This window comes from Rhodococcus sp. PD04, assembly GCF_035918275.1.
GTDB lineage: Bacteria > Actinomycetota > Actinomycetes > Mycobacteriales > Mycobacteriaceae > Rhodococcus > Rhodococcus rhodochrous.
Map to the genome: position 1 here is coordinate 227,091 of NZ_CP142144.1, position 25,539 is coordinate 252,629.

At 63.8% G+C, this 25,539-nt stretch carries 19 protein-coding genes and 1 pseudogene; 8 read left to right on the forward strand and 12 right to left on the reverse strand.

Going from position 1 to position 25,539, the window contains the following annotated elements; genetic code table 11:
* Window positions 1–8: 8 nt before the first annotated feature.
* From U9J23_RS25445 to U9J23_RS25460, 4 genes are read left to right on the forward strand one after another with little or no spacing between them, the layout of a single operon-like run.
* A complete protein-coding gene (locus tag U9J23_RS25445; RefSeq protein ID WP_326603162.1) occupies window positions 9–1,259 on the forward strand; it encodes an acyl-CoA dehydrogenase family protein in 1,251 nt (416 codons plus the stop codon).
* Entirely contained in the window at window positions 1,256–2,332 is a 1,077-nt protein-coding gene (gene selD / locus U9J23_RS25450; RefSeq protein ID WP_272268873.1) for a selenide, water dikinase SelD, read from the forward strand. The genes U9J23_RS25445 and selD overlap by 4 nt, the downstream gene beginning before the upstream one ends.
* The gene (locus U9J23_RS25455) at window positions 2,329–2,874 is read left to right on the forward strand and encodes an adenylyltransferase/cytidyltransferase family protein (RefSeq protein ID WP_272268874.1); all 546 of its coding nucleotides are present in this window, start codon (window positions 2,329–2,331) and stop codon (window positions 2,872–2,874) included. Before selD ends, U9J23_RS25455 begins: the two co-directional genes overlap by 4 nt.
* Window positions 2,871–4,205 carry an alkaline phosphatase family protein gene (locus U9J23_RS25460; protein ID WP_272268875.1) on the forward strand — a complete coding sequence of 445 codons (1,335 nt, stop codon included), beginning with the start codon at window positions 2,871–2,873 and terminating at the stop codon, window positions 4,203–4,205. Before U9J23_RS25455 ends, U9J23_RS25460 begins: the two co-directional genes overlap by 4 nt.
* Before the next feature lie 274 nt (window positions 4,206–4,479).
* Here U9J23_RS25460 and U9J23_RS25465 read toward each other — a convergent pair whose 3' ends face one another.
* The 5 genes from U9J23_RS25465 to U9J23_RS25485 all read right to left on the reverse strand — a co-directional run bounded on the left by U9J23_RS25465 (window position 4,480) and on the right by U9J23_RS25485 (window position 9,455).
* A complete protein-coding gene (locus U9J23_RS25465) occupies window positions 4,480–4,839 on the reverse strand; it encodes a DUF5313 family protein (protein ID WP_255312755.1) in 360 nt (119 codons plus the stop codon).
* 26 nt (window positions 4,840–4,865) lie between these two features.
* Entirely contained in the window at window positions 4,866–5,402 is a 537-nt protein-coding gene (locus tag U9J23_RS25470) for a MarR family winged helix-turn-helix transcriptional regulator (protein ID WP_088898921.1), read from the reverse strand.
* A gap of 446 nt (window positions 5,403–5,848) precedes the next feature.
* On the reverse strand, window positions 5,849–6,433 hold the full coding sequence (locus tag U9J23_RS25475) for an acyl-CoA-like ligand-binding transcription factor (RefSeq protein ID WP_272268876.1): 585 nt from the start codon (window positions 6,431–6,433) through the stop codon (window positions 5,849–5,851).
* A 953-nt stretch (window positions 6,434–7,386) separates the two neighbouring features.
* Window positions 7,387–8,475, reverse strand: coding sequence for a helix-turn-helix domain-containing protein (locus tag U9J23_RS25480; protein WP_272268877.1), 1,089 nt, complete (start codon window positions 8,473–8,475; stop codon window positions 7,387–7,389).
* A gap of 14 nt (window positions 8,476–8,489) precedes the next feature.
* Window positions 8,490–9,455 (reverse strand): alpha/beta hydrolase, encoded by a 966-nt coding sequence (locus U9J23_RS25485; RefSeq protein ID WP_326603315.1) that lies wholly within the window; start codon window positions 9,453–9,455, stop codon window positions 8,490–8,492.
* 179 nt (window positions 9,456–9,634) lie between these two features.
* Here U9J23_RS25485 and U9J23_RS25490 point away from each other — a divergent pair, with 179 nt between their 5' ends.
* A complete protein-coding gene (locus tag U9J23_RS25490; protein WP_272268878.1) occupies window positions 9,635–10,816 on the forward strand; it encodes a serine hydrolase domain-containing protein in 1,182 nt (393 codons plus the stop codon).
* Between the two features lie 699 nt (window positions 10,817–11,515).
* Here the strand turns inward: U9J23_RS25490 and U9J23_RS25495 are convergent.
* The 3 genes from U9J23_RS25495 to U9J23_RS25505 form a co-directional block, all read right to left on the reverse strand.
* The gene (locus U9J23_RS25495) at window positions 11,516–13,270 is read right to left on the reverse strand and encodes a sigma-54-dependent Fis family transcriptional regulator (protein ID WP_272268879.1); all 1,755 of its coding nucleotides are present in this window, start codon (window positions 13,268–13,270) and stop codon (window positions 11,516–11,518) included.
* Between the two features lie 437 nt (window positions 13,271–13,707).
* Window positions 13,708–14,769 carry an alpha/beta fold hydrolase gene (locus U9J23_RS25500; RefSeq protein WP_272268880.1) on the reverse strand — a complete coding sequence of 354 codons (1,062 nt, stop codon included), beginning with the start codon at window positions 14,767–14,769 and terminating at the stop codon, window positions 13,708–13,710.
* Between the two features lie 119 nt (window positions 14,770–14,888).
* Complete coding sequence (locus U9J23_RS25505) at window positions 14,889–16,532, reverse strand: flavin-containing monooxygenase (protein ID WP_272268881.1); 1,644 nt, start codon at window positions 16,530–16,532, stop codon at window positions 14,889–14,891.
* A 1,182-nt stretch (window positions 16,533–17,714) separates the two neighbouring features.
* On the opposite strand from U9J23_RS25505, the gene U9J23_RS25510 reads away from it, so the two are divergent.
* Window positions 17,715–18,647 carry an MHYT domain-containing protein gene (locus U9J23_RS25510; protein ID WP_272268882.1) on the forward strand — a complete coding sequence of 311 codons (933 nt, stop codon included), beginning with the start codon at window positions 17,715–17,717 and terminating at the stop codon, window positions 18,645–18,647.
* A gap of 111 nt (window positions 18,648–18,758) precedes the next feature.
* Here U9J23_RS25510 and U9J23_RS25515 read toward each other — a convergent pair whose 3' ends face one another.
* From U9J23_RS25515 to U9J23_RS25525, 3 genes are all read right to left on the reverse strand, one after another.
* Complete coding sequence (locus U9J23_RS25515) at window positions 18,759–20,204, reverse strand: NAD-dependent succinate-semialdehyde dehydrogenase (RefSeq protein WP_138999841.1); 1,446 nt, start codon at window positions 20,202–20,204, stop codon at window positions 18,759–18,761.
* 135 nt (window positions 20,205–20,339) lie between these two features.
* On the reverse strand, window positions 20,340–21,209 hold the full coding sequence (locus U9J23_RS25520) for an alpha/beta fold hydrolase (protein WP_088898931.1): 870 nt from the start codon (window positions 21,207–21,209) through the stop codon (window positions 20,340–20,342).
* Between the two features lie 34 nt (window positions 21,210–21,243).
* Entirely contained in the window at window positions 21,244–21,651 is a 408-nt protein-coding gene (locus U9J23_RS25525) for a hypothetical protein (RefSeq protein ID WP_006553284.1), read from the reverse strand.
* A 217-nt stretch (window positions 21,652–21,868) separates the two neighbouring features.
* On the opposite strand from U9J23_RS25525, the gene U9J23_RS25530 reads away from it, so the two are divergent.
* A complete protein-coding gene (locus U9J23_RS25530) occupies window positions 21,869–22,837 on the forward strand; it encodes a LysR family transcriptional regulator (RefSeq protein WP_138999840.1) in 969 nt (322 codons plus the stop codon).
* Between the two features lie 302 nt (window positions 22,838–23,139).
* Window positions 23,140–24,159 carry a nucleoside hydrolase gene (locus U9J23_RS25535; protein WP_183070853.1) on the forward strand — a complete coding sequence of 340 codons (1,020 nt, stop codon included), beginning with the start codon at window positions 23,140–23,142 and terminating at the stop codon, window positions 24,157–24,159.
* Window positions 24,160–24,421: 262 nt separating this feature from the next.
* Here U9J23_RS25535 and U9J23_RS25540 read toward each other — a convergent pair.
* Window positions 24,422–25,516: pseudogene (locus U9J23_RS25540) on the reverse strand (hypothetical protein).
* Window positions 25,517–25,539 lie beyond the last annotated feature (23 nt).

The window sequence follows — 25,539 nt, forward strand, 5'->3', positions numbered from 1 at the left end:
GAGGGACGATGACCGAACACTCCATGTCGATCGCTCCTACCGCCCGGGTGCAGGAGTACACCGACCGTTTTCGCCGGTTCCTCGACGAGGACGTCCGTCCACTCGAAGAGGAACTCGCGAAGCACAACGTCGGCACTGCCGGACAACCGAAGCTCGACAGTGAAGGCCGAATGCACCCGATCGTGTGGGAGGCTCGCCGTGAGGTGCAACGGCGCGCCGGCGCCCTGAACCTGTACGCCCCACACATCAGTGCCGAACTCGGCGGCGGTGGATTCAACCGCGTGGAGATGCACCACGTCGAGGAATTCGTCTACCGCCATTCCGGTCTCGGGCTCGGTTTGGCCGCCCTTGCATGGACAGAGGGCCCGAACCCCGCGAGCGAGCACATGTCGGAAGCGCTGCGGGAGCGGTATCTCACGCCGTTGATCAAAGGTCAGATTACTGCTGCGTTCGCCAACACCGAACCCAATGTCGGCACTGATGTCCTGGGTATGGAGACCTGGGCGAAACAAGACGGCAGCGACTGGATCATCAACGGCCGCAAAGCATGGATCACCAGTTCCCATTTCGCCGACGTATACCAGGTCGTCGCCGTCACCGAACCCGGCGCCGGAACCCGGTCGTTGACGATGTTCCTCGTCGATGCCGACACCCCCGGTCTCGAGCGCGGCCCCGACCTGCCGACCATGATGGACGACGGACTCACCGGCGAACTCGAATTCCGTGATGTGCGGGTGCCTGCGGAGAACATCGTCCGTGAGGTGGGCGACGGCTTCGCCCTGGCCATGTCCTGGATCAACTGGCGGCGATTGTGCCGCGGTGGCATGTGTTCCGGATGGGGCCAATGGCTCATCACACGAGCGATCTCCCGATCGCAGGAACGCAAATCCGGTGGCCGCCCCATCGGTGATCTGCAATCGATCCAGCACCTGATCGCCCGCATGGCTCTCGAGTTCTACCAAGCACGCTCGACCTCCCTGGTCGCACAAGCCGAACTCGACCAGTGGGGCGCGTTCGAGATCCCACTGCACAAGGAAGCGCCGCGCCTGATCAGCCTCCTCAAGATCATCAATGACGAGGCGTTCTACCGCCTGGCCGACAGTGCAATCCAGGTCCACGGCGCCAACGGTTTGCTGCGTGGCTCCCCGGAAGAAAAACTCTTCCGAGTGGCCCGCAACCTGCGGATCCCCGCTGGCACCTCCGAAGTGCAGCTCAACGCCATCGCCCGTGGCCTACTCCGCGAAGCAGCAGTGTCATGACCACCACGATGCGCCGCCTGACCGAGTATTCCCATGGCGGAGGATGCGCCTGCAAACTCCCACAGTCGATGCTCGACGACGTAGTCACCATGATGCGACAGGCCGGAGTTCCCCAGTCGGACGAGTCCGGATTGCTGATCGGACTCGACACCCCTGACGACGCTGCCGTCTACGCCATCGACGACACGAAGGCATGGATCGTCACCACCGACTTCCTCACTCCCCTCGTCGATGACCCCCGCGACTGGGGCCGGATCGCCGCCACCAATGCCCTGTCCGATGTGTACGCGATGGGCGGCCGCCCCCTGATCGCCCTCAACATCCTTGCCTGGCCCACCGACCTCGGCGCGGACATGTTGAACAAGGTTCTCCACGGCGGCGCGGATGCTGTCTCCGCCGCCGGCGCTCTGGTCGTCGGCGGCCACAGCATCACCGACCCCATCCCCAAATACGGCCTCGTCGCGATCGGTGAGGTCGAGCGCGACAAGATCCTCACCAAAGGTGGCGCTCGCCCCGGCGATCTACTGGTGCTGACCAAACCCATCGGGGTCGGCATCATCAGTACCGCAATCAAACGTGGTCAAGCCCCGCAGAACTCACGTACCGCTGCAGTCGCGAGCATGACCAGGTTGAACTCCTCGGCCAGCCGGATCGCCAGTGAGGCCGGGCTGAAAGGAGCGACCGACATCACCGGCTACGGATTGATCGGCCACCTGCACGAGATGGCGGCCGCGGCCGGCCTCGGAGCTCGCATCGACATCGACCGAGTTCCTCTTCTGCCCGGAGTGACGGCTCTGATCGCCGACGGCTGTTCTCCCGACGGAAGCCGCAGGACATTGGTCAATGCACTGCGGAAAGGGTGGTTCGAGCCTTCTTCGCTCCCGCAGGAGCAGCAGCTCCTATTGGCCGACGCCCAAACCTCCGGGGGGCTGCTTCTGGCCGTTCCACCCCACGATGCCGCCTCGGTCGTTGCCGCTCTGCGCGCCGGCGGTGATGCCCATGCCTGCGTGATCGGTGAATTCGTCGACGACGGCCGTCCCGGCGTCGTCACTGCTGAAACGAGCACACGATGACCGAATTCGGTTGTGTCACCGGCCGATTCCAGCCTGTGCACAATCAGCACATGGAACTGTTCGAGATCGCCCTGAACGAGTGCGATCACCTGGTGGTGGCGATCACCAACCCGGATCCGAGCGCACACCACGAAGAAGCAAGTTCGGCGCACCGACACACCCGGGCGGCCAATCCGTTCACCTACTTCGAGCGGGCCCGCCTGCTCGACGCTGCCCTGACCGACCACGTCCGGGCCGGACGAGTGACCATCGTGCCGTTCGACCTGACCCAACCGCAGCTCTGGCCGCAGTATGTACCCCACTCGGCACGGCATTTCGTGCGGGTTTTCAGCGACTGGGAACACGACAAAGCCAGATGGCTCGCGCAGGCCGGCTACGCGGTAACCGTCGTCGACGGCGACCCGGTAACCAAGCTGAACGCGACCGACATCCGCCAGGCGATGCTGGCCGGTGACGACAGCTGGCGACACCACGTGCCCACAGCCACCGTGGCGTTGCTCAGCGAGCTCATCGCCACGAGCGTGCTGGAGGAACAGCCATGAGGATGCCCGGCTACGGCGAAACCCAGCCCCGCCTCGACGACGATCGGATGCCCGTCATCCTGGTCACTCTCGACGGGCTCGGGGACCGACCCGTCCCGGAGTTGTCGGGCCGGACCCCCGCTGAGGCGGCATGCACCCCCGTCCTCGACCGATTGACCGCCCGCGGGAGCAGCGGGTGGCACATACCGTTCGGATGGGGACGCGCCCCCGCCTCCGAACTGGCCCATTGGGCCATGTTCGGATACTCCGACATACCGTTTCCCGGACGTGCCGTCCTCGAAGGAGTCGGCGCGGGCATCGACCTACCGCTCGACGCCGCGACCACTTTTGCCGCACTACGCACGTCCTGCGTCCAGAACGGACAGGTATGGATCACCGGGCGCGTAGGTAAGGACGACGCTGCCGACGCCGATCGATTATTCGAGGAACTGGCACCGCTGTTCGACAAGGCCGACGCGCAGCTTCATCCGGTCGGTCGAGGGGAAGCGGTGCTCGTCCTCCCGCACCACACCCGCGGCGACGTCACCGACTCGGACCCCTTCTTCGAAGACTTCCACCCTTGGTTGCAGGTCACATCGGCCGGTCCGGAGGCGACAGATCTGGCCGAACACCTCAACGAACTGCTGCTGACCGCCCGGCGTCATCTCCTCACGAGTCCGGTCAACGCAGTACGTGCCGCCGACGGACGCCCCGCTCTCGACGTCATGACCACCAAATGGTCGGGCAGCCGGCGACCCGTGCCGGATTTCCTCACCCACGCCGGCGTGGCAGGAGCTGCCGTCACCAGCACCCGCCTCTATCGAGGCATCGCTGGGCTCCTCGGGATGCGGCACCATCACCTGCCTCCCGCCACCGATCACGGTGTGGATATGACCACACGTATCGAGGCGGCCGAGCAGTTGATCGACGAGGGTGCACGCTTCGTCCACATCCACACCAAGGCCACCGACGAGGCCGGGCACACCAAACAGCCACGCGCCAAGCTGGATGTCCTCGAAGCGCTCGACCCGGCGTTCGAACGCTTCGAGTCCTTGTCGGATCGCGCCGTTATCGCGGTCACCGGCGATCACGCCACTCCCTCGGTCGACGGCGTCCTGCACACCGCCGACCCCACCCCGCTCCTCGTCGTCGGACCCACCGTGCGGCCTGACGCAGTCACTCGATTCGGGGAATCGTTCGCGCACCGCGGCTGGTACGGAACCGTCGCTGCCCGCGACCTGCTTCCCCTGTTGTTCGGTCACGCGAATCGGCCGGTGTTCCTCGGCCACCGAGCAACTCCGCGACAGACCCTCGCGTTGCCTGATAGCCCTGCCGCGATGCCGGCGGGCTGACCTTCCTTTCCCGGTCTGCGCAGCACCGCTACGCCGAACGACGACTGTCGCCGCCATGTGCACCACTCACTCACCGGTTACACGAGGACGCCCCTCGTGCACCGTGTGCGGTACCGAAATCGGCCGTAGACCGTGCGGTCGTGCGTCGATGCCGGGGCATCCCACCACCGCCGCAAACGCCGGGCAGGGGGCCCGGCCGCCCGAATCCGCCGACGTGGGTGAGACAGGCGCCGGTCCGCAACCCTGACTCCGCGTTCAGAGCTGCCCATACTGGCTAGGCTGCGCGACCGAACCGGCGTTCGTAATCCTCGCGTTCACGCGAGGCGCGCGCCTGTGCCTTCGCACTGAGCAGATCCGGATCGAGACCGTGTTGCTGGAGTCGATGACGTTGCCAGATGCTCATCAACGCCACAGAAAAGTACATCCAGGGCAAGAGCAGCAACATCATCATCGAGACGGGAATCCATACCGGTCCCGGGATCAGCAGGAACAACAGCAGCAGCGGGATGACCGGCACATTCCACCGAAGAAGATATCGGCGCACGCCACCCGGCCCCAGGATGTCGTTACGGACCCAGTCCTGCATCTGCGGAGGCAAGGGGCGGCCAACCACATAGGCCAGGCGCTGAATCACGGTAGGTCGTGTGCGAAGTGGGGTCGTCACAGCGTTCCCTTCGTTGTATCCGGTGGCTCGGATGGATCTCGGGACGGACGTCGATCCGAACTGGTTGTTGCATGTGCTGCAGCATCATTGAGACGGGTCAGTGCCCGATGCAGCTCCTGGAGCTCCGCGGGCGAGACACCGAGCTTCTCGACTACGGCGACCGGGACTTTCTCAGCTTCGTTCCGCAGGGCGCGACCTCGGGCAGTGAGATCGACGACCAGTTGACGTTCGTCTACACGACTGCGCGAACGAGTGATCAGCTGCGAGGCTTCGAGGCGCTTCAACAAAGGTGAGAGCGTGGGCGAGTCCAGCGCCAACGCTTCGCCGATCGCCTTGACCGACATCGGAGCTTTCTCCCACAGCGCCAACATCACCAGGTATTGCGGGTGAGTGAGCCCCAGCGGCTCGAGGATGGGCCGGTAGACAGCCAGGACGGCCCGGTTGGCAACGGCAAGCGCGAAGCAGACCTGTCGGTCCAACGCCAAGAGGTCGTCGTTCCCCAGCCCGATCGAAGCGAGGTCACCTGTGGTCACAGGACGAGCGTACCGGAATCGATCGTGCGCGAACGAATCGTGTACGAGGAATTTTCGAGATGTGCATCACCGGCACGGCCTGCGATGCAGTTCGACATCCGAACAAGTGCGACTCGCACCTGCGCACCCACTCCGATCGCTCGAAGTGTCGCGAATACCGAACCCAGTGGCGCCACGCGCTTCACCGGCCAGATACTTCACCAGTTCCCCATCGGGCCGAGCGGCGACGAACTCTGCCCGGGCCGGCGGTTCGGCACGATGCAGCGCCTCACGATCGACGGCCGGCATTCCGGACGGCAACGGGCCGGGAAACGGTGAGTCCCGTCCGCGGGCAAACCACCACCACCGGCGGTGCATCGATCCGGTACATCGACGGTGCGCACGTCACTGGCCCTCGGGCACACCTCGCACGTAGGTTCCGCCACTGCGCAGGAGGCCGATGCGCCTTACTTGCAAGGTTGTTCGTCGATCCACTTCTGCAGGCTGTGCCCCAGCGAAGCCAACGACCTATCGAGTATGGTCAACACCTCACTGGGGGATGCGGGAGACCTCACTCCCTCGCGCAGGACGGCGAGCACCACGGACTGCACCGCACCCCCGACAGCAGCCGGCACCACCGCCGCCGGACGCGTACCGACACGGGACGCGACGAACGTCGAGACGACCTCGGACCACACCAACCACCGTTGCGCACCCTCGGCCTGGAGTTCCGGTGAGGCGTCGAGGATCCGAATCTGGGCGGTCCAGACGCCCTCGTCGTCGAGTCGGGCCGCTACCGTATCGATCACCCCGGCCCGGATCGCTTCCATGACCGGCACCTCATCGTCGACCGTGTCGAAGGCGCTCTGCAGATCGCGGGTGCTTTCCTCGAAAGGAAACCACACGAGCGCCGCTTTGCTGGAGAAGTACCGGAAGAAGGTGGTCTTGCTGATCCCTGCGGCCGCAACGATGTCCATGATCGATGTCTCCGCATAGCCCCGTTCGAGAAACAACTCGAACGCGGCGGCCTCGACCTGCGCACGAGACGACACCTGTGGACGTCCACGTCTGCCGGTAGCCATCGCGTTCCCCCTTTTTCCGACCCGAGACTTGATTTTGGGTACCCGGTACCGTAAAGATAGGCGACGCGCGAAGCGACCGACAACATGATCTTGCGACACCCACCACGACCCGTCACCCCCTGTCGGCGGACCGTGGATCCCGGTCGGTGAACCGACCCCGTCCCGGATGCCCTGCCTGTCCCCCCTCCTCCAACGGGCAGGGCATCCGGGCCCTCCATACCGAGCAACGCAGGGCGGGGTTGTGTGCCATCCGTTCGGTCGATGAGCTCGCCATGTCCCGCCGGTGCCGTTCGCCGGTATTTACCTGCGGGACAGTCGGTATGCCGATCGCTCTCACCGTCCAATCCCGCCCCCTTATCGGAATCTCTTGACGTTCACCTGCGAACATGGACGGTACCGCTCATGCAGAAAAGATCCGGACATCCGATCGGAGGGTGCACCATCGATGTCGGCTGCTCGTTCGACTCCGCGGCATGATCGACTTGATTTTCGGAACCGAGTAGCATAATTATAGTTGAACAATCGACTACCGCTGCTGTCGTCCGAGCCGATCCGCCCGGACGATCAACTCCGGCACGTAGATGGCAGGTCCGATCGCGATCGGCAGACCCGTTCTCCCGACGGGACGCCCCGGCTCCACCGGACGACACACGACCAAGGAAGACCGTTTTCTGATGATTTCCAGCCTCGTAATCCAGCCTCTGGCTCGCGCAGTCGCAGTCGTGCTGATCGTCGCCGATACCGCCCTCGCCACCCGAGTGCCGGCCCTACCCGACTGGGATGAAGACGGCTCCGCCGCCCGGAGCTGACGTCGCAAGGACATCACCCACACAACGATGTGCCACTTCCGGCGATCACCGACACGCCAACGCACCGAACCGGCACAGAGATGACCGAGACCACATCGTGAAGCGTTGACGGCCTCATACCGTCGCGCGGCGAGCAGGACCGAGCACGGCGACATTGCCGGGTGCCGCAGCCGCCGGCAGGTCGAGGACCGTCGACGTACGCAAGCGATGCAGCAGGAACGCTGCCCCGAGCCGGCTGCGCCCGAATCCCTCGAACGGGTTGAAACCGAGTGTCGCAGTGATGGTATCGATCCTGCTCTGAAGCGTGCTGTGGTGGATGCTGAGCAGTCGCGCCGCTTCCCGAACGGACTGCGCAGCGACGACGGCATCGATCGTCTCCATCCCCCAGGCGTAGTGTGCGATGGCCTCGACACGGTCGGCGTCGCTGTGCGGAGCGTGCTCATCGGCGTCGGCAAGCAGTTCGATCAGACCCCCGTAGGAGTCGGCAACGACCTGGGGTTCCTTCGGGGCTCGGCACAGGCGCAGAGCGACCATCGCGGTCCGGAACGACCGATCCAACGAGTCCGGCGGCGTGGCTGTTCCGATACCGCACGGCGAAGCGCCGAACGGCGGGTACCGCTCCGGCACAACGATGGCGTGGACCGGACCGAACGGGGTGGCAATCACGTCCTCCGGACCGGCGGGATGATTGCGCCACACCGCGAACAGCGGGGCCACCACGAGGCGATACATGCCCGTTGCCGACAAGCCGAGCGCGCTCGCCGCGGTCAACCGCTCGTCGGGCGTGCTCTCGCGACCGGTGAGTATGCCGAGGTGGCGGCGATTGTCGATCTCCCGGGCTCCACGCCCGTTCCGGATCCGCACGGCCAGTGCCAAGCGCTCGAGGATGAGTGCGTCGTTCGGCCCAGCAGCACCGTCGCGTTCGAGCCAGACGTCGATGCCGTCCTCCGACGCCACGTGCAGATTCGAAGGATCTGTCGGCGATTCACCCTGCACTGCTTCTCCTTTCGGAGTGACTCGTAGAGTCCGCGGCGGGACGCTCTGCCGGAACCCTGCAGTACAACCGGCCAGCGCGGCAGCGGTCGCCAGCAGGGCACGGGTGTTGACGTTGCCGACGATCAACTCGTCGAAGCACGCGATGACACGCAGACCCAAACTGGCGCTGGGATCGAGGCGGGCGATCCGTCCGAGTAGCTCTTGCATGTTCGTTCCTGCCCTCAGTCCGCAAGGATTTTCTCGACCCAGGTGTTGCGGGTCCGGATCATGGACCGGCCCACGCTGGTGTGCGGGGCGAAAATGTCGCACGCGTGAAAGGCGCCGGACCATACGTGCAACTCGGCATCGCCACCGGCTTGCCAGATCCTGTTGGCATAGTCGATCGCCTCGTCCCGGAAGATCTCGGCCGCACCGACGTCGATGAAGGCCGGCGGCAATCCGCGCAGATTCTGCGCGCGGGCCGGGGCTGCATACGGCGAGACAAGGTCGGTGCCCCGCTGCTCACCCAGCAGGGCGGTCCAGCCGGTTTCGTTGCTGATCCGGTCCCACACACCGATACCGTCGAACTGCTCGATCGAAGCGGTCATGCACCGGTCGTCGAGCATCGGATAGTCGAGCACCTGCCCACACAACCGGGGACCACCGCGGTCCCGCGCAGCCAGCGCGAGACCGGCTGCCAGTCCGCCACCGGAGCTGGCACCGGCGACCAGGATCCGGTCCGCCCGCACGTCCAGATCGGTGAGATGCGCAGCCAACCACTCCAGGGCGGCATACATGTCCTCACGCGGATAGGGGTCGGGATACTCAGGGGCCAAACGATAATCGACCGTGACAAGAACCGCCCCCAGTTCGGTCACCCAGTCCAGCACCAGGTCCAGGCCGCTGAACATGTCTCCGAACATCAATCCTCCGGAGTGCGCGTACAGCACCGCAGGACGGGGCCCGCTGACGTCCCGGGAACGAAGCACCGCAGCGGTGACGGCAGCGCCATCGCCCCCTGAGAAGGTCACTTCGTTCACCGCGATCCGGCGGCGGTCGAATTCCTCGTCCATCGGAGGGGACGCATAGGACGTACGCATGAACTCGATCAGGTCCGCAGTGACGGTCGGAGGGAACATGCCGCCTACAACAGCCAATCCCGCCTTGAGTTCGGCATCGAATGGTGGATGGGGCACGGCTCGGGCCATCGTCACGTCACCTCCTCGAAGACTCGGATCGAGAATACGGCGGCCCTTCGACTGAGGGACCCGCCATTCGGCGGGGAAACAGAGCGAAACTGCGCCGCCACGGCGGTTGAGACGTCCATCACACGTTCGTAAAACTTGGAGCAGCGTCACTGTCGACCGAACGAGAGGAACAACCTCGCATGTCCGATACCCAGCGCGTCGTCGACGCAGCCCGCGAAGCCATCCACGCCACGGTGAACAGCGGTGCCGTGCCCGGAGTAGTGGCGGGCATGACGAACGGCCAAGAAACTATGTTCATCGAGTCCGCCGGGGTGCGGTCTGTCGACAACGACCAGCCGATGACCGATGACACCGTCTTCAGCATCTTCTCGACCACCAAGGCGCTCACCGGCACCGTGGCGCTGCAACTCGTGGAGTCCGGTGATCTCGACCTTGATTCCCCGGCCGAGGAGTACGCGCCCGCGATCGGCGAACTCCAGGTCATCGAGGGCTTCGACTCGAACGGCGAGCCGCTGCTGCGAGCACCGAAGACCGACATCACGACCCGCCAACTACTGCTGCACACCGCCGGCTTCGGATACGACTTCTTCAACGAGACGTACAACCGCCTCGCCGAGAACCATGGTCAGCCCAGCATCGTCACCGCCACCAAGGACGCGCTCAAGACACCGCTGCTGTTCGATCCCGGCACCCAGTGGGAGTACGGCTCGAATATCGACTGGGCAGGCCAGGTGATCGAAGGCATCGTCGGCACCCGCCTCGGCGAGGCGCTGAAGACACGAGTCCTCGACCCACTCGGCATGACATCGACGTCCTTCACTCCGTCCGACGACATGCGTGCGCGTCTGGCGACCATGCACCAGCGCACCGACGACGGGCTCCAGGCCACCGATTTCGTCATCCCCACCTCGCCCGAGGTCGACATGGGTGGGCACGGACTGTTCTCCACCGTCGGTGACTACCTCGCCTTCATCCGGATGTGGCTCAACGACGGCAAGGCAGACGACGGCACCGTCATCCTCCGCCCCGACACCGTCGAGTGGGCGACCAGAAACGACCTCGGCGACCTGACCGTGAAGATGCTTCCGGGTGTCATCGGGTCGCTGTCGAACGACGCCGAGTTCTTCCCTGGCCAGCGCAAGGGCTGGTGCTACACGTTCATGACCAACGAAACCGAAGCACCCACGGGCCGTCCCGCAGGCTCTCTCGCCTGGGCAGGCCTGGCCAACCTCTACTACTGGATCGACCGGCACAACAAGATCGGAGGCTACTGGGCGACGCAGATCTTCCCGTTCGCCGACCCCGGCTCACTCGGTGGTTACCTCGACATGGAGACCGCCGTCTATCGAGCCCTTTCCTGACCCGGTTCCATCCCAAGCCGCGGCACCGGACATCGACCTCGATCCGTTGACCGCTCGCGTAACCGGCGCGCTCGCCGAACAGCCACACGACGACATCAACGAGATCGGGTGAAATCCCCCACCCGACGCACGGAAACCACACCGCTGCGGGTGTCGAAACACCCGCAGCGGTGTGGTGTTGCCACGCCGTTCGAGGTCTGGGTGCAACAGGTCGAGCGCGAACACCATCTCCCACGGGCTTGCCGCGAGGGCGATCGATTTCCCGAGGTCGCCCGGAGACGAACCATCCTGCACCCTGATACTCGGCCATGAGTCCGGTCGGGCTGTGCTGCATACCGATTGCGAGAGAGCAGCCCACCTGCCCTGGAAGCGCGCGCCACCGCCACGCTTGCCCAGGGCGTAGGCAGCTCGACACCACAAACAGATACAACAACGACATCGTGTGTGTTCAACTGTGCCCCGGCACCGCGGTCGGCCTCCGGCATGATCGACCACCACGCGATCGTGCGTGAATTCGATGGTCAGGACTACACATTCAGTCACACCTCCCCGGGCAGACTGAACTACCCGAGCACCTGCGATCAGACCTGGTGCGCCGGAAACCTGCTCTCCGGCATGAAATCAACTGCACCTTCCGACAGTCACCGCTACCGGACGCAAGGCCATAGGACGACTCTCGGATCACCGCATTCTGCGCGATCACACGTGGATGCCGAACGTGTCGATCTTGCGGTAAAGAGATGACCGCGCAATCCCCAGTAACTTCGCGGCGGCCACGCGATTGCCACCGCTGTCCCGTAGCGCAGCCACTATGGCGTCACGCTCGGCTCTTTCCATTGCCGACATCGTCCGCCGAGGTGCGGAGCTGAGCGCAGAAGGCAGATCGGCTGCCGCGATCGTTCCCGCCGGCTTGGCACGAAGTATTTGCTTGAGAGTGTCGACGAGTTCACGGACGTTGCCGGGCCAGTGGTACTTCTTCAGGGTTCGCATCGCGTCGTCGCTCAAAGCGCTTTCGCGGTGAGGTGCAAGGTGCATTCGGATGATGTCCGGGATGTCATCGGGGTGATGACGCAATGCGGGGACCTCGACGGTGGCGATGAAATGCTCGGCAAGAGCAGAATTCTGAAGTGCGTCCCCATCAGTGGATATGGTCGCGACGATCCACCGAGCCGGATATCGGTGTTGATCGGCGGACATGAGGTCGGCGAAGAGCTCGTCGGTGCTCGCATCGAGTTGGTCGATGCGACGAAGGACGATCGTGGTCGCCGCGGAATCGAGCGCAGTTCGCAATTCCTCGTGAGCGGACTTTCCAGCAGAGCACTCCACGACGACAATCGGGGCTTGCGGATTCTTGTACAGGTGCATGCCCCGAACGAGAGTGAGTTTGCCGCTTCCGGGTTCACCTTTGAGGATCACGTTGGCATCTGTCGCGGCGAGGGACGTCAACTCCCCTCGACACCGGTTCCATTGGAGCGAAGACCCCGCCACCCCCGGAAACACGGGAACCGTGCGCCGGGGTTGCACGGTCTTCGTGGGACACGATGTCGCCTCGACTTCGAGGACGATGCCGGCGATGTCGCCGCCATGTTCGACGAGGGTGCGCTTGACGGTGATGCTACCTCCGGACGGAAGGCGCAGGTCGAACTGGGCAACTCGTGACGGATCGAGCATCGACTGTGCTTCCTCGCGGAGAAAAGCCTCGTCGATCGGGTCGAGAAGGCGCGAGCCGATCTCGTTCGACATGAAAACACCGCAACTGAGTGAGTACACCGCCGTCTGCCGGCGCCGACAGGCTACGAGGAACTCGCCGAGCACGAGCTGTTGCTTGATCGATCCCGTGGCGCGAAGAGCCGACTCGATATCACGAGCCGCTCCAAGGGCGAGCTGGCGCATCAACGGGTTCGATGTGTGGGTCAAGCCTGTGATGTCGATCAGTCCTTCGACACGACCGGTGGTGGGGTTGTGAATGGGCGCGCCGGCACAGGTGAAGTACTGGATCGATTCGTGATAGTGCTGAGCGCCGTCGACGTAGACGGCCATCCCGGTCTCGAGGGCTGTGCCCACTCCATTGGTACCGACGAGCTCTTCGGCGTAGGTGAACCCGGGAGCGAAGTACACCTTGTCCAGCTTCGCGGCGAGGACGGGATCATTGTCCCGCCGGACCAGCACACGCGCATGCTCGTCACTCAACGCGACACTGAGGGACATGTCGGACAGGTCGTCATGGAGCCGATCGAGGATCGGCAGGGCGCATTGCACCAGTCGTCGGCGAAGATCGAGGTCTTCGACGTACTGCAGCTGTGGAAGGTGCGAGCCGTCCGGGATGACACCCGCCTGACGTGAGCGTCGCCATGACTGTGCGATGAGGGGCGAGACGTCCTCGGAGGGGGAACCGGCGAGGTCATGGAGGTGCCGGGTGGTGGTCACACGGCGTCGGCGGTTGTCACTGTCCATCACATTTCCTTGCAGGTCGCAGTACTGCCATCCCCCTCAATGTGCCGCACATCACATTCTATGGATGTCCCAGAATAGGACATCAACCTGCCGTCTCCAACGGCAGTAACGGGGGCGGGTACGACCACCCCGCCGGCCGGAGGTCGGCACTCGCGGTCCGCACCGCGCCTACTCCCCGGACCACCGACTGCCGGGATCCGGGGTGCACACCACCATCAGGAGACTGACGTCAGGTCGTCGACGGCGACCGGATCACCGGGCTCGGCTTCACCCCCAGGGGAAGCCGAGCCCGTTCCATCACCTGCCCCGCCCTACGCATAGAGGTCGACATCGCCGGCCACCGCGCGAAAATCTCGATGTTCTCTGCCGCCACGACCGCCGGCGGGCACACTCACTACCGTCCCGCCCACGTGGACCGTTGTCGTGGCGGCACCGCTTCAGACCTCGATCGCGAGAAGATCCGCAAGGTGGCGGTCGATCTGCGGCATGTAGGTCGGAGCGACAGCGAACAGACCCAGATGCCCGAGCACATCTTCGACCACGCGCAGTTCACTGCCCTTGATCAGTTCCTGCTCGGCAGCACAGTCGCGAACCGGGAACAACTGGTCTTCGTCGATGGGAATCACGAAGGTCTTGGCGGTGATCCGTCCGAGTGCAGCGGCCAGGTCTCCCCCGGTATGCCGGGAGACGTCACCACGTTGCCAGGCCCAGGATTGAGTGAGGAGTGCGTTGGGATCCATCGCCGTGAAGTAGGGCTCGAGGAATCCGGTCAGGAACGCGTCCAAGGAATCGAACTCCATTGATCGCCATACTTCTTGCTTCCAGAACTCGGTCGAGAATCCGAGCACTCCCCAGATGTGAGCCTGCCTGGTGAGGCCGTCGACGACCTGCGTATGCGAGGTGTATTCGCCGCCGTTCCAGCCCGGATCCGACAGGATCGCTTCGCGCATGATCTCCGCGATCAGGAAATCACCGGGAGTGTTGCGTGCCGTACCGGCAATCGGTGCTGCGCGCAGAACCTTGTCGGGGAACCTCACCGCCCATTCGTAGGTCTGCTGAGCTCCCATGGAGCCTCCCGTCACCAACGCGAGGCGTTCGATCCCGAAATGCTCCCGGAGCAGCCGCTCCTGGGCCACGACATTGTCCCCGATCCGAACACGAGGGAACTTCGACATGGCGATCTCTTCGTTGACGCCGGTGGCGTTGTGCGGAGACGTCGACAGACCGTTGCCGATCTGATCCACGCAGACGATGAAATACTTGTTCGGGTCGAGAGCATGGTCAGGACCGATGTATGCGTCACGCCAGATCTGATGGGTCCCCGAGTACCAGGTGGGGATGAGGATTGCGTTGTCCTTGGCTTCGTTCAACGTTCCGAACGTTGCCACCGCGAGCCGGCAGTCCGGGATCGAGCCACCCTCCTCGAGGTCGAGGGCTCCGATGCCGATCAGGTCGTAATCACCGTGGAAGTCGTGCGTGTAGTACGGGTTGTCGATCATCGAGATCGTCCTCCTGAGCTATGAGAAAGCGGTAGCAGCGCGTGCTCACCCGATGACATGCACCTACGCCGCCGTGAGACGAGCAGTGGTCGACCGCAGGGGCCGGATATCCGAGAAGGTCAGCTCAGCTGGAATCCCTTGTAGCCGGCCGCGGCGGCCGCAAGAGTGAGTTCTCGGTAGGTGCCGACCCCACCGGTGTAGGACAGCACGCGGCGAGGTTTTCCGGGAACGTTCGCGCCGTTGTACCAGGAATCGGTCTTCGAGATCAGCGTGGCATTCGCGGTTTCGTCGTGGTGGGCGACCCATTCGTCCTCACCCTCGACGGTCGGTTCGATGACGGTGTACCCGTGCTCACGCATGTGCCGGATGCACTCGGTGATCCATTCCGTCTGTTGCTGCAGACAGGTGGTCATGTTGCACAGTGCTGCAGAGGGGGCGAGCGGGGCGCCGGTGGTCAGCATGTTGGGATAGCCGTGCACCATCAGGCCCATCGTCGTGCGGATGTCACGCGCCCAGTCGCTCGCGAGCGATCGATCCTCACGTCCACGGATATCGATTCGTGTCAGCGCGCCGGATCCCGCATCGAATCCCGTGGCCAGGATGATGACGTCGACTTCGTGCAGCGTGCCGTCCTCCAACAGGATCCCTTCCGGGACGATGCGGCTGATCGGATTGCTGCGCACCCCCACTGCTTCGACATTCGGACGGTGGTAGACCTCGAGATAGTTGGTTTCCAGCGGTACCCGGTGTGTACCGAAGCCGTAGTCGGTCGGAATCAACAGTTCACACAGCTTCGGATCCTTCAGTCGCGCACGCATCTTCTCTCGCACGAACTCGGACACCTGCTCACTGACCTCGTCATCGGAGAACACCTCCGCGAAAGAAGCGAGCCAGAGCTTGAGTGAACCGTTGTCATAGATCTCTTCGAGCCTTTCCCGCCGTTGCTCGGGAGTCAGGTCGACCCATGCATGCTCGAAGTCGTACTCGAAGCCACTGAACGTATGCGGCAACGTCGCGCGAAGTTCCTCGAAGCGCTCCTTGTACGCGGCAACATCCCGGTCGTCGTAGGACGGATTCTTCATCGGCAGGGCGTACTGCGGTGTGCGGATGAACACCTTCAGATGTTCGACTTTGTCGGCGATGGTCTGGATGACCTGGATCCCGGTGGCGCCGACACCGATCACTGCGACCCTCTTGCCCGCAACATCGGCGCCTTCCTTCGGCCACCGAGAGGTGTGGAAGATCGGGCCGGCGAAGCTTCCCTGGCCCTCGAACACCGACGACATCGGTGCCGACAGCATGCCGGCGCAGGTGATCAGGAACTGGGTGGCAATCGTGTCCCCGCGATCGGTGCGTACGATCCATCGCTTCGAGTCCTCGACGTAGTGCGCGCTGGTGATCGTCGTCGAGAATTGGATGTCGCGGCGCAGGTCGAGACTGTCGGTCACATAATGCAACCACTGCTCGATTTCGGGTTGGCCGGGGAAACGCTGACTCCAGCTCCAGTTCTTGTACAGCTCATCGGAGAACAGGTACTGGTAGATGTAGGCCTCCGAATCGAATCGGGCACCCGGATAGCGATTCCAGTACCAGGTGCCACCGACGTCGGAGGCGGTATCGAAGGCGCGCACCCGCAGCCCCAGCTCGCGAAGCTGATGCAGCTGATACAGGCCGGCGACCCCCGCACCGATGATCAACGCATCCAACTCGAGTGACACCTCGGTATCAGCAAGTCCGACCGCAGAGGAAGAGTGAGGCGACATGTCCTAGCCTTTCTGTAGTTCAGGTCACGTGGAAGCCATCATCGTGATGTGCGCCTCACACAGCTGTCCCATCTTCGGACACTTCCCGGCTTCGCAGATGCGGATATCACCGAGTCCGGCGCCTCTCGCATCGCCAGCACCCCAGCAGAACCGATCTACGACTCGGGGATGTTTTCGACGACGCGGTGGACAACCTTCGGCACAGAGTCCTGTAGTACATACGAAATATGCTGTCGTGCAATGATTCCTACGACCAGTCCAGTTCCGGGCCCATCTTGCCACATGCTCGACACCGCCGCGATCGCGATCTCGATTCGGGTCGCTGCCGCACCGATATGAGCACACAGTCGGCGATCCGACACATTCCGGCCTTCCAACCGCGACCGTTGGATGCCACAGAATCCGAACCGTGTTCCGGTAGCTGCAATTCGAATTGACATCGACTGATCCCTTGCGGCCGGGATCCGCCACGAAGACGGGACGAATCACAGCCTCCCCGACGACCCGAACGAAGGGGACATTCGACGAAACATGGACACCAGACCGACCGGGCCTGTTCAAAATACGCATGATCTTGCAGAAAACGAATAATCTGCACGAGCACCGCCTGATCTTCTCGCCGGCGATCTTCTGCTGACGAGGAGAGCCGACGGGGCACGACACTTCCGGCGCAGGGGGCCGGAGTCGTCGACTGCCCCGTCGGCGGTCAGGCGACCGGCCGCGCCACCGGTCGCGATCGAACTCAACGCGATGACGGAAGGAAACGAGCGGGAATCCGACACCGACGGACAGCGTGGCGTCCGCCACCGCCACGGCCGGCGTCCGCCGAAGGAGAGGCCAATCGTTTTTGCTACGGCCTCAGCCTTAATCCGTACATGGACGCAGACTCGTCCATACATCGTGCAGCCGACGAACTCGACCTTTGACTGCCTGAGGGAGATCGGGCATACAGCCCTTCACGGTGCACCACGTCGAGTCGGCAACCATTCAGCGAAGGAACCGCCGCGACCGAGGAGGCGAGGCTGTCCGGGTCGCCCCGTTGCGTTGGTCTGGTTTGAAACATAAGTCGCGTTAGGTACGCTGCTGTCGCTGCTCGGGGGGCCGAGATCGCAGTCCTGCCCGGACGGTTCGGCACGCGACCGCCGGCGCAGGTGCTCGAGCGTGCCTTGGTAAGGAACACTGATGTCACACGAAATGCACCATTTCGATCTGGGACTGTGGGTGCTCTTTCTCGCCTACGGCACCTCGATCGCCGGGTCCTTCGTCGGCCTGTCCTGCGCTCGCCGAGCCGCTACCACCCCACTCGGTCCGACGCGCTGGCGCTGGTTGGTGATGGCAGCCCTGTCCATCGGCGGTGTCGGGATCTGGATGACCCACTTCATCGCCATGATGGGCTTCGCGGTGCCCGGCACCATCATCCGCTACGACCCGATGCTGACGATCCTCTCGGCGGTCATCGCTATCAGCGCGACCCTGTTCGGGCTGTGGCTGGTCGATCTACGGGCCTTGGCCGGGCGTCCGATCCTGGACAGGTCGGCGTTACTGATCGGCGGCGCCGTGATGGGCGTCGCGGTGAGCCTGATGCACTACTGCGGCATGGCCGCTATCCGCATTCGCGGCGAACTGTCCCACGACCCGGTACTCACCGCCGCCTCGGTGGCTATCGGGATCGGGGCATCCATCGCCGCGTTGTGGTTGGTACGAACGGCATTCATCCGAGCCACCCGTCTGCTCGGCGCCCTGGTGATGGGTTGTGCAGTGGCGGCATTGCACTACACCGGCATGGCTGGAGTTCACGCGTCCTTGGACCCGACGGCCACCATGCCGGAGGGCGCGACGCTCCTCGATTTGATGCTTCCGGCATACATTTTCGGCACGATCATACTGGCCACGCCGCTCGTCGCATTGGTGCTCGCTCGCCAGAGTGCCGACACCGAGGTCGACGAAGCGATCGCCACGTGGAGCGCGGAGATCAATGATGCTGTCCCCTACCCCGGTGACCGGGGGCAGGAGGCCACAGCTGAACTCGACACTCGTCGGGACGTTCCGCGTCGACCTGCCGATCCCCTTCGCAAGGGTGATGTGCAGGTAGTGCCACACAAACGAGTGCGGTAACCACCTCTCTGGTGAAGGACCCACCGTTCGGCGGGTCCTTCACCAGCCCCCGGCGCACGAGTGTTTGTTGAGGGCAGGGGCATTCGCCGGTCTGGATGCTGCCACCGGTGATCAGTGTGCGATGTACTTGGTGGCGAGATACTCGTCGATACCTTCGACCGATCCTTCGCGGCCGAAGCCGGACTCCTTCACCCCTCCGAAGGGTGCGGCCGCGTCGGCGATGATGCCTCGGTTGATTCCGACCATGCCGGTCTCGAGTGCGTTGGCGACTCGGGACGCTCGGTCGAGATTCTGGGTGTAGAAGTACGCAGCGAGGCCGTATTCGGTGTTGTTCGCCGCCGCGATCGCTTCGTCCTCCGTATCGAAGGTGGTGATCGCGGCTACCGGGCCGAAAATCTCCTCACGCAGCAGACGCGCGTCGGGACTCACACCGTCGAGAACGGTCGGGGAATAGAACGTTCCCGGCCCGTCAGGACGGCCACCGCCGATGCGGATACGTGCACCCTTCGCGACGGCGTCTTCGACCAGAGCATCGACGGTGGCGCACTGCTTCGCGGTGATCAGCGGTCCGATATCGGTTCCTGCTTCGAGACCGTGTCCGGTGCGCAAGGCACCGATGCGTGCGGTGAACTTCTCGCTGAACTCTTCTGCGACGCTACGTGCGACGTGGAATCGGTTGGCTGCTGTACATGCTTGGCCGCCGTTGCGGAATTTTGCAGCCATCGCGCCGTCGACCGCTGCATCGACATCAGCGTCATCGAACACGAGGAAGGGGGCATTGCCTCCGAGTTCCATCGACATCCGCAGGAGCCGATCCGCTGATTGACGAACCAGCAGCTTGCCGACACCGGTGGATCCGGTGAACGTGATCTTACGCAGATCAGCACTGTCGATCAGTGGTGCGGTCAGCGCTGCAGCATCGGAGGTCGGCAGAATCGACAGCACACCCTCGGGCAGACCCGCATCGGCGAAAATCTGACCGACCAGCAGCATCGTCAAAGGCGTTTCGGCCGCTGGTTTGACGATGATCGAACATCCGGCCGCCAGTGCTGGACCGATCTTGCGCGTGGCCATGGCCAGCGGAAAGTTCCAGGGGGTGATGGCCAGTACCGGCCCGACCGGTTCTCTGGTGACGACGATGGTGCCGGTTCCCGACGGGGACGGCGAGATTCGCCCGCTGATTCGGTTCGCTTCCTCGGCAAACCAGTGCAGGAATGATGCGCCGTATTCGATCTCCGCATACGCCTCGTGGAGCGGTTTACCCATCTCGAGAGTGATGGTGCGCGCGAGGTCGTCTGCCCGTTGATGGATGAGTTCGAATGCGGTGCGCAGTATTTCGCCACGTCGACGCGAGGGGGTCCGCGCCCAGTCCCCTTGCACGGTAGTGGCGTGTTCGAGAGCTCGGCGTCCGTCCTCGGGCGCGGCGTCGGCGACATGCGCAATCACGGCACCGGTCGCGGGGTCCTCTACGGGGAAAGTGGTGCCGGTAGACGAATCGACGAGTTTTCCACCGATCCAGAGTTGGGTGGGGACGCCCGCGGGGAGAGTGTGGGTCATAGCTCCTGCTGAGTGTGTGAAGGTTCATCGCCACGCCCGGCCAGTCGGCATCCGAAGGGGGTGCCGAGGCCGATGCAGGTCGCTCGGGTGTGGCCACCCGCGTTCGGTGGCCACACCCGAGCGGGCGAGCGGGTACTAGCTGGTGGTGACGGACTTGCGTGCCTTGTCCTGGAGGATTTCGAGTGCCCGGATGAGGTATCCACGGAAGACCGTGTGGTTTTCGCTCATCGGGAAGTGGCCGATCTCCTTCATTTCGATGAACTCGGCGTTCGGGATCTGCCCCGCAGTGCGGGCGCTGTCCTCGGGGGTGGTGAGGTAGTCGTAGTCACCGGTCAGCATCACAACCGGGCACCGGTCACCGTCGATGTCCGCGAGCTTTCCGCGCAGGTCGTGATCGACCGAGTAGAAGTGCAGGTCACCGCGGAAGGACTCGGAACCCTGGCTGTAGTAGAACCAGGTCTTCCAGCGGTCCGCCTCGGGCGACTGCGGGGCCATGAGGTCCCACACGCCGCTCGCGCAGACCTGTGCCGCGTTGGCGTGGGGGTGCTGCCACCAGTCGAGGTAGAAGCCGGGCGAGTAGTCCGCACCCTCGACAGGGATGACGCCGGCGAAGCGGTCAGGGTGCCGAAGCGCAAGCTGCAGGGCGATGTTCCCGCCGAACGAGGAGCCCATGAAGATCGGGTTCTCGAGTTCGAGCGCGTCGCACAGCGCCACGATGAAATTGGCGAAGTGGTCCGCGGAAAGCTGGTATTCCTCGGTCCACCATTCGGTGTTCTCCGGCGGATCCGACTTGCCGTGCCGCGGCAGGTCGTAGGCGATGACACGGTAGTTGGCGGTGATCTCCTCGTCTTCGAGCAGACCGCGCCACTGGTGGTTGTGGCAGCCGGCGGTGTGCTGGCACACCAGCGGCTGGCCGGTGCCGTTCTCGAGGTAGAAGACCTTGTACAGCAGTCCGTCGACGTCGACGTCGACGTAGTGGCCGGTGACCGGGGAAATCTTGCTCATCAGTGTTCCTTACGGCTCAAAGGGGGTGGGAGGATCAGACCGGGACGCCGACGGTGCGCAGGAGTTCGATCTGGCGGGTGATGCACCGCAGGTTCTGCATCAGCACCAGGATGTCGCCTTCGAGCTTCATGTCGCGCTGGAAGCTCGCGGCCCAGATGCCGTGGTACATCGGGGCGGGCACCGGGACGCCGAAGTTACGCCAGGTCTCGGCGCTGGCACGCAGCGCGAACTGGTACGGCACATCCAGCGGACCGGGGTCGATCGCGATGTCCACCACGTTGCCGCGGCTCATCTGGATGACGAACGTGTGGTCGGTCATGTCGAGCAGGTACGAGCAGGTGAAGTACTTGCCGTGTGCCTGGATCTCGGGGTCGGTGTTGTTCGCCTCGGTGAACGAGGCAGCCCAGTCGGCCGTGTCGAGGGCACGCGTAGTGACGGTCATGTGGGATTCCTTCGATGAGGGAGACAGCGAGGCCGAGTGCGAGCACTCGCTCCGGTATGCCGACCCGAATCCGGAAAGTGCTGGCCTCCCGGATGCCGTGCCGGCCATGACAGCCATCACACCTCGTGTCCGCCGGGTGCGTCCAATACCTATCCGGCCCGGATCGATAGGCAATGACTACTGGTCTCCCGGGGTGGTGTTGTCTATCTTCGGAAACATGCAACCCCAGCTCGACCTGCGACTTCTGTCCTATTTCGTGGCAGTTGCCGAAGAGCTGCACTTCGGGCGCGCAGCCGCCCGTCTGCACATCGCTCAGCCCTCACTGAGCGTGCAGATCCGCAAACTCGAGCAGAACCTCGGCGCAGTGCTGCTGCTGCGCAGCAGCAGGCATGTCGAACTGACCCCTGCCGGCCAGATCCTGCTCGACGAAAGCCGCCGGTTGCTGGCGAACGCCGAACGAGCAGTCAACCTCACCCGCGAAGCCGCCCACGGCGTCAGTACCCGCAAGTTGGTCATCGGCTTCCAAGGCAACGCAGCTGCAGAGCTCACACCGCACATTCTCAGCACGTTCCAGTCGCTGCATCCGGGCATCCAGGTCCAGATGCACTCCTACGACTTCTCCGACCCGTATGTCGGGTTGGCCGACGGATCCTCCGATGTCGCCTTCGTCCGGCCCCCGCTGTTGATGCAGGACTGGCTGGGCATGGAAACCCTGTTCGTCGAACCCAGGGTGATGGTCGTGTCTGCGAATCATCCGCTCGCCCAGTTGCCCGAGGTGAGCGTCGAGCAGGTCACCAACGAGTTCTTCGTCGCACGCAAAGCCCCCGAGAACTGGCGAAACTACTGGCTGGCCACAGAATCGCGCCAAGGCGAACCGGTGCGGGTCGGCGCAGACGTCGCCACCGTCGACGAATGCTTCGAAGCGATCCTCGCCGAGCGCGGCGTGGCATTCTCACAAGCCTCGACGCAGCGCTTCTACAGCAGACCGAGCCTGGCATTCGTGCCGGTGACCGACATCCCGCCCACGGCGCTGTCCATCGCCTGGCGCACGGATGTCGCATCCAAACCCGTACAGAATTTCATCGACACAGCACGCGCTGTGGCCTCGCTCCACACCGTGCCCGGAGCATGGTCCACCCGGCCTCACAACTCGATCACCGAAAGTGCCCACCGCACGACAGGCTGACTTCTCCTGGCCCCTCGAATCGGCATTCCGATCACTGGTGCCTTCTTACCGAACCCATTGCTCAGCGTGCGAGACCTGACCCCGCTATCTCACCGGTCTTCCCCTTCGATGCTCCTGCGCCGGAGGCGCCGAGGGCAACGAGCCCGCGTCCTTCGACACCTGGCTCGTCTCGTTCTTTCATGCGTTGCCGCCCCGGGACCCCGTACCGCCTCTGGGACGGCATCGTCCTCGACGACCCGACCCGGCCCGAGGGTCACCGTGTCACAGAGAACGACAACAGCTTTCAAGATAGAATCGTTTCTATGGGAGAAAACTCAATCAGTGGGGACCCCGTCTTCTACGTCGATTGTGATCCGGGAATCGATGATGCACTGGCGTTGATATACCTCATCAAATGCCACGCCGATCTGCGTGGCATCGGAGCAGTTGCCGGCAATGTCGCTGTGGACCAGGCCGCAGAGAACGCGCGTCGCTGGCTCGCGCTGACCGGCCGCCCCGATATCCCGGTCGCAGTAGGAAGACAGGAACCGATGACCGGGGAATTTTGGGGAGGTGCTCAATGGATCCACGGACCCAACGGGTTCGCCGGCCTGGACTTACCTCCGTCCCAAACGCCCACGGACCATATGGCCGCCGCAGAACGGCTGGTCGCAACGGCTCACGAGATCGGGTCCCGGCTTCACATCATCGCTCTCGGCCCACTGACGAACATCGCGGTCGCACTGGCGATCGACGAAACTCTCCCAGAAACTGTCGGTGCCATCACCATCATGGGCGGCGCTCACCTCGTTCCCGGCAATGTCTCCCCCCACGCCGAGGCCAACATCTTCGCCGACCCCGTCGCCGCATCGCAAGTGTTCTCTGCCCCCTGGCGGAATCTCACGCTGGTACCACTCGACATCACGAACAATCACAGTCTTTCCCGAGCCGACGTGGACCTGCTGCAGACCGCATCCACCGATCCGGCAGTCCAACTCGCTGCAACGATGCTCGCCTACTATCTCGACCGACACCCGGAGTTCGACCACTCCAAATGCCTGTTGCACGACCCCCTTGCCGCAGCAATTGCCCTCGGTTCGGTCAGCTTGAACGAGTCCCCCTCGTGCACGATTTCGGTAGAAACCGACGGAGAGCATCGTGGCCGCACGCTCGTGACCTTCGACGAGGACGCATCACCGGACACGTCGGCATCGCGGCACCGCATCGCCTTGTCCGCGACTGCCGATTTCGGCCCCCTTCTCATGAGCGCCCTGCTCCCGAATGCCCAGACACTTCGGGAGCCTGACGCACAGATCATCTCTTTGCCCAGTTGCCCACAATGAGCGCCGACCAGGTCACCGATAAGGCCCCCATTGCACGGACACCACCCGAAAACCGACGAAAGCATTGGCTGGTTCAGACGAATCACGACAACTCGGTCACCGATCACCCCACCACAGGCCGGATCTCACCTACGAGGTCGAGACTGCGTTCTTGTCACGATGGCCCCGTCTCACCGAACCCCGGTCAAGGTGCGAAACCTGACCACAACCATCTCGATTGATCCGTCTTTGATGTTCCCGCCACCGGATGCCCCGAGGACACCTACCCCGTCTCGTTCGACGCCTCGCTCATCTTCTCCATGCGTTGCCGTTGCCGGACCCCGTATGCCGCCTCTCGGACGGCGGCGTCGTCCTCGAGCCCCGACCCGAGCGCCCCACCGATGGTCGCAATGGACGTCAGCAACCAGGTGAGCGTCAGATAATCGGAGAAGCTCACCCCGTGCCCGAGAACACGGGACAACAGTTCCGGGGGAAGAGTCAAACTCGCAGTAGCCAACAGCAGACAAAACAGAGCCACGTGCAGCACGACGACACCGACGGTCAAGGTCACCACGGTCGCGGTATTGTACAGCACCGAACGGTCACGCTCCTCCGGTGATTTCGGACGCTCTCACAGTTCATGGTCGAGGATCAGCCAGAGAATCATCGCCATGATCGACAGGACCGTCACCGCACTCATACGCCACGGTCCCATCGTGTCGGCGAACAACCAGATCGTATTGGTGGCCAAGGCGATCGCCCCCGTGGCGAACGCGCCGACGAGAACCTTCGACAGTCCGGTCACCAGCCGCCACGGCCGGTTGGCACGCACCATCCCCGACAACAACCGCAGTCGCCGCAGTCCCGAAGGCGCAAAATACCGGATGCCGTCCTCGATCTGCGTAGACGGAAACTGCCGCGCGGCCCCGGGCGTGAGTTCCGGCTCACCGAGTATGTGGGTGATCGCAAGTTCGGTGACCGTGCGAACGCGACGCTCGATGCCGAAACCACCCACTCCCGCGACCGAGACGAGCGCGAATTTGTGGTCGGCGCTGACGTCGGCCACCACAGGCAGGGTGTCATCGCGGCGCGGCAGATCGGTGAGGTAGACGACGATGTCTTCGTGTTCCGAAGACGGATCGACCGTGTCGATGACCTCCGCGAACTCCGCTTGCTCGTCGGGAAGATACGGTTCGTTGCGCACACACACCGTCCACCGGCGCTCGACGCGAGCAGAGCTGCGCAGGCGTTCCGGCAGGTACTCCGCAATGCGTTCGGCCAGTGCCGCCGGCTCGCCCGGATCCGCGATCAACAACACCGAGACCTGCTCACCGCCGGCACCGGAACGCGATCCTTGCAGATGCTCGTTCGCCGACACCGTCTTCGCGTACCCGCTCGGTA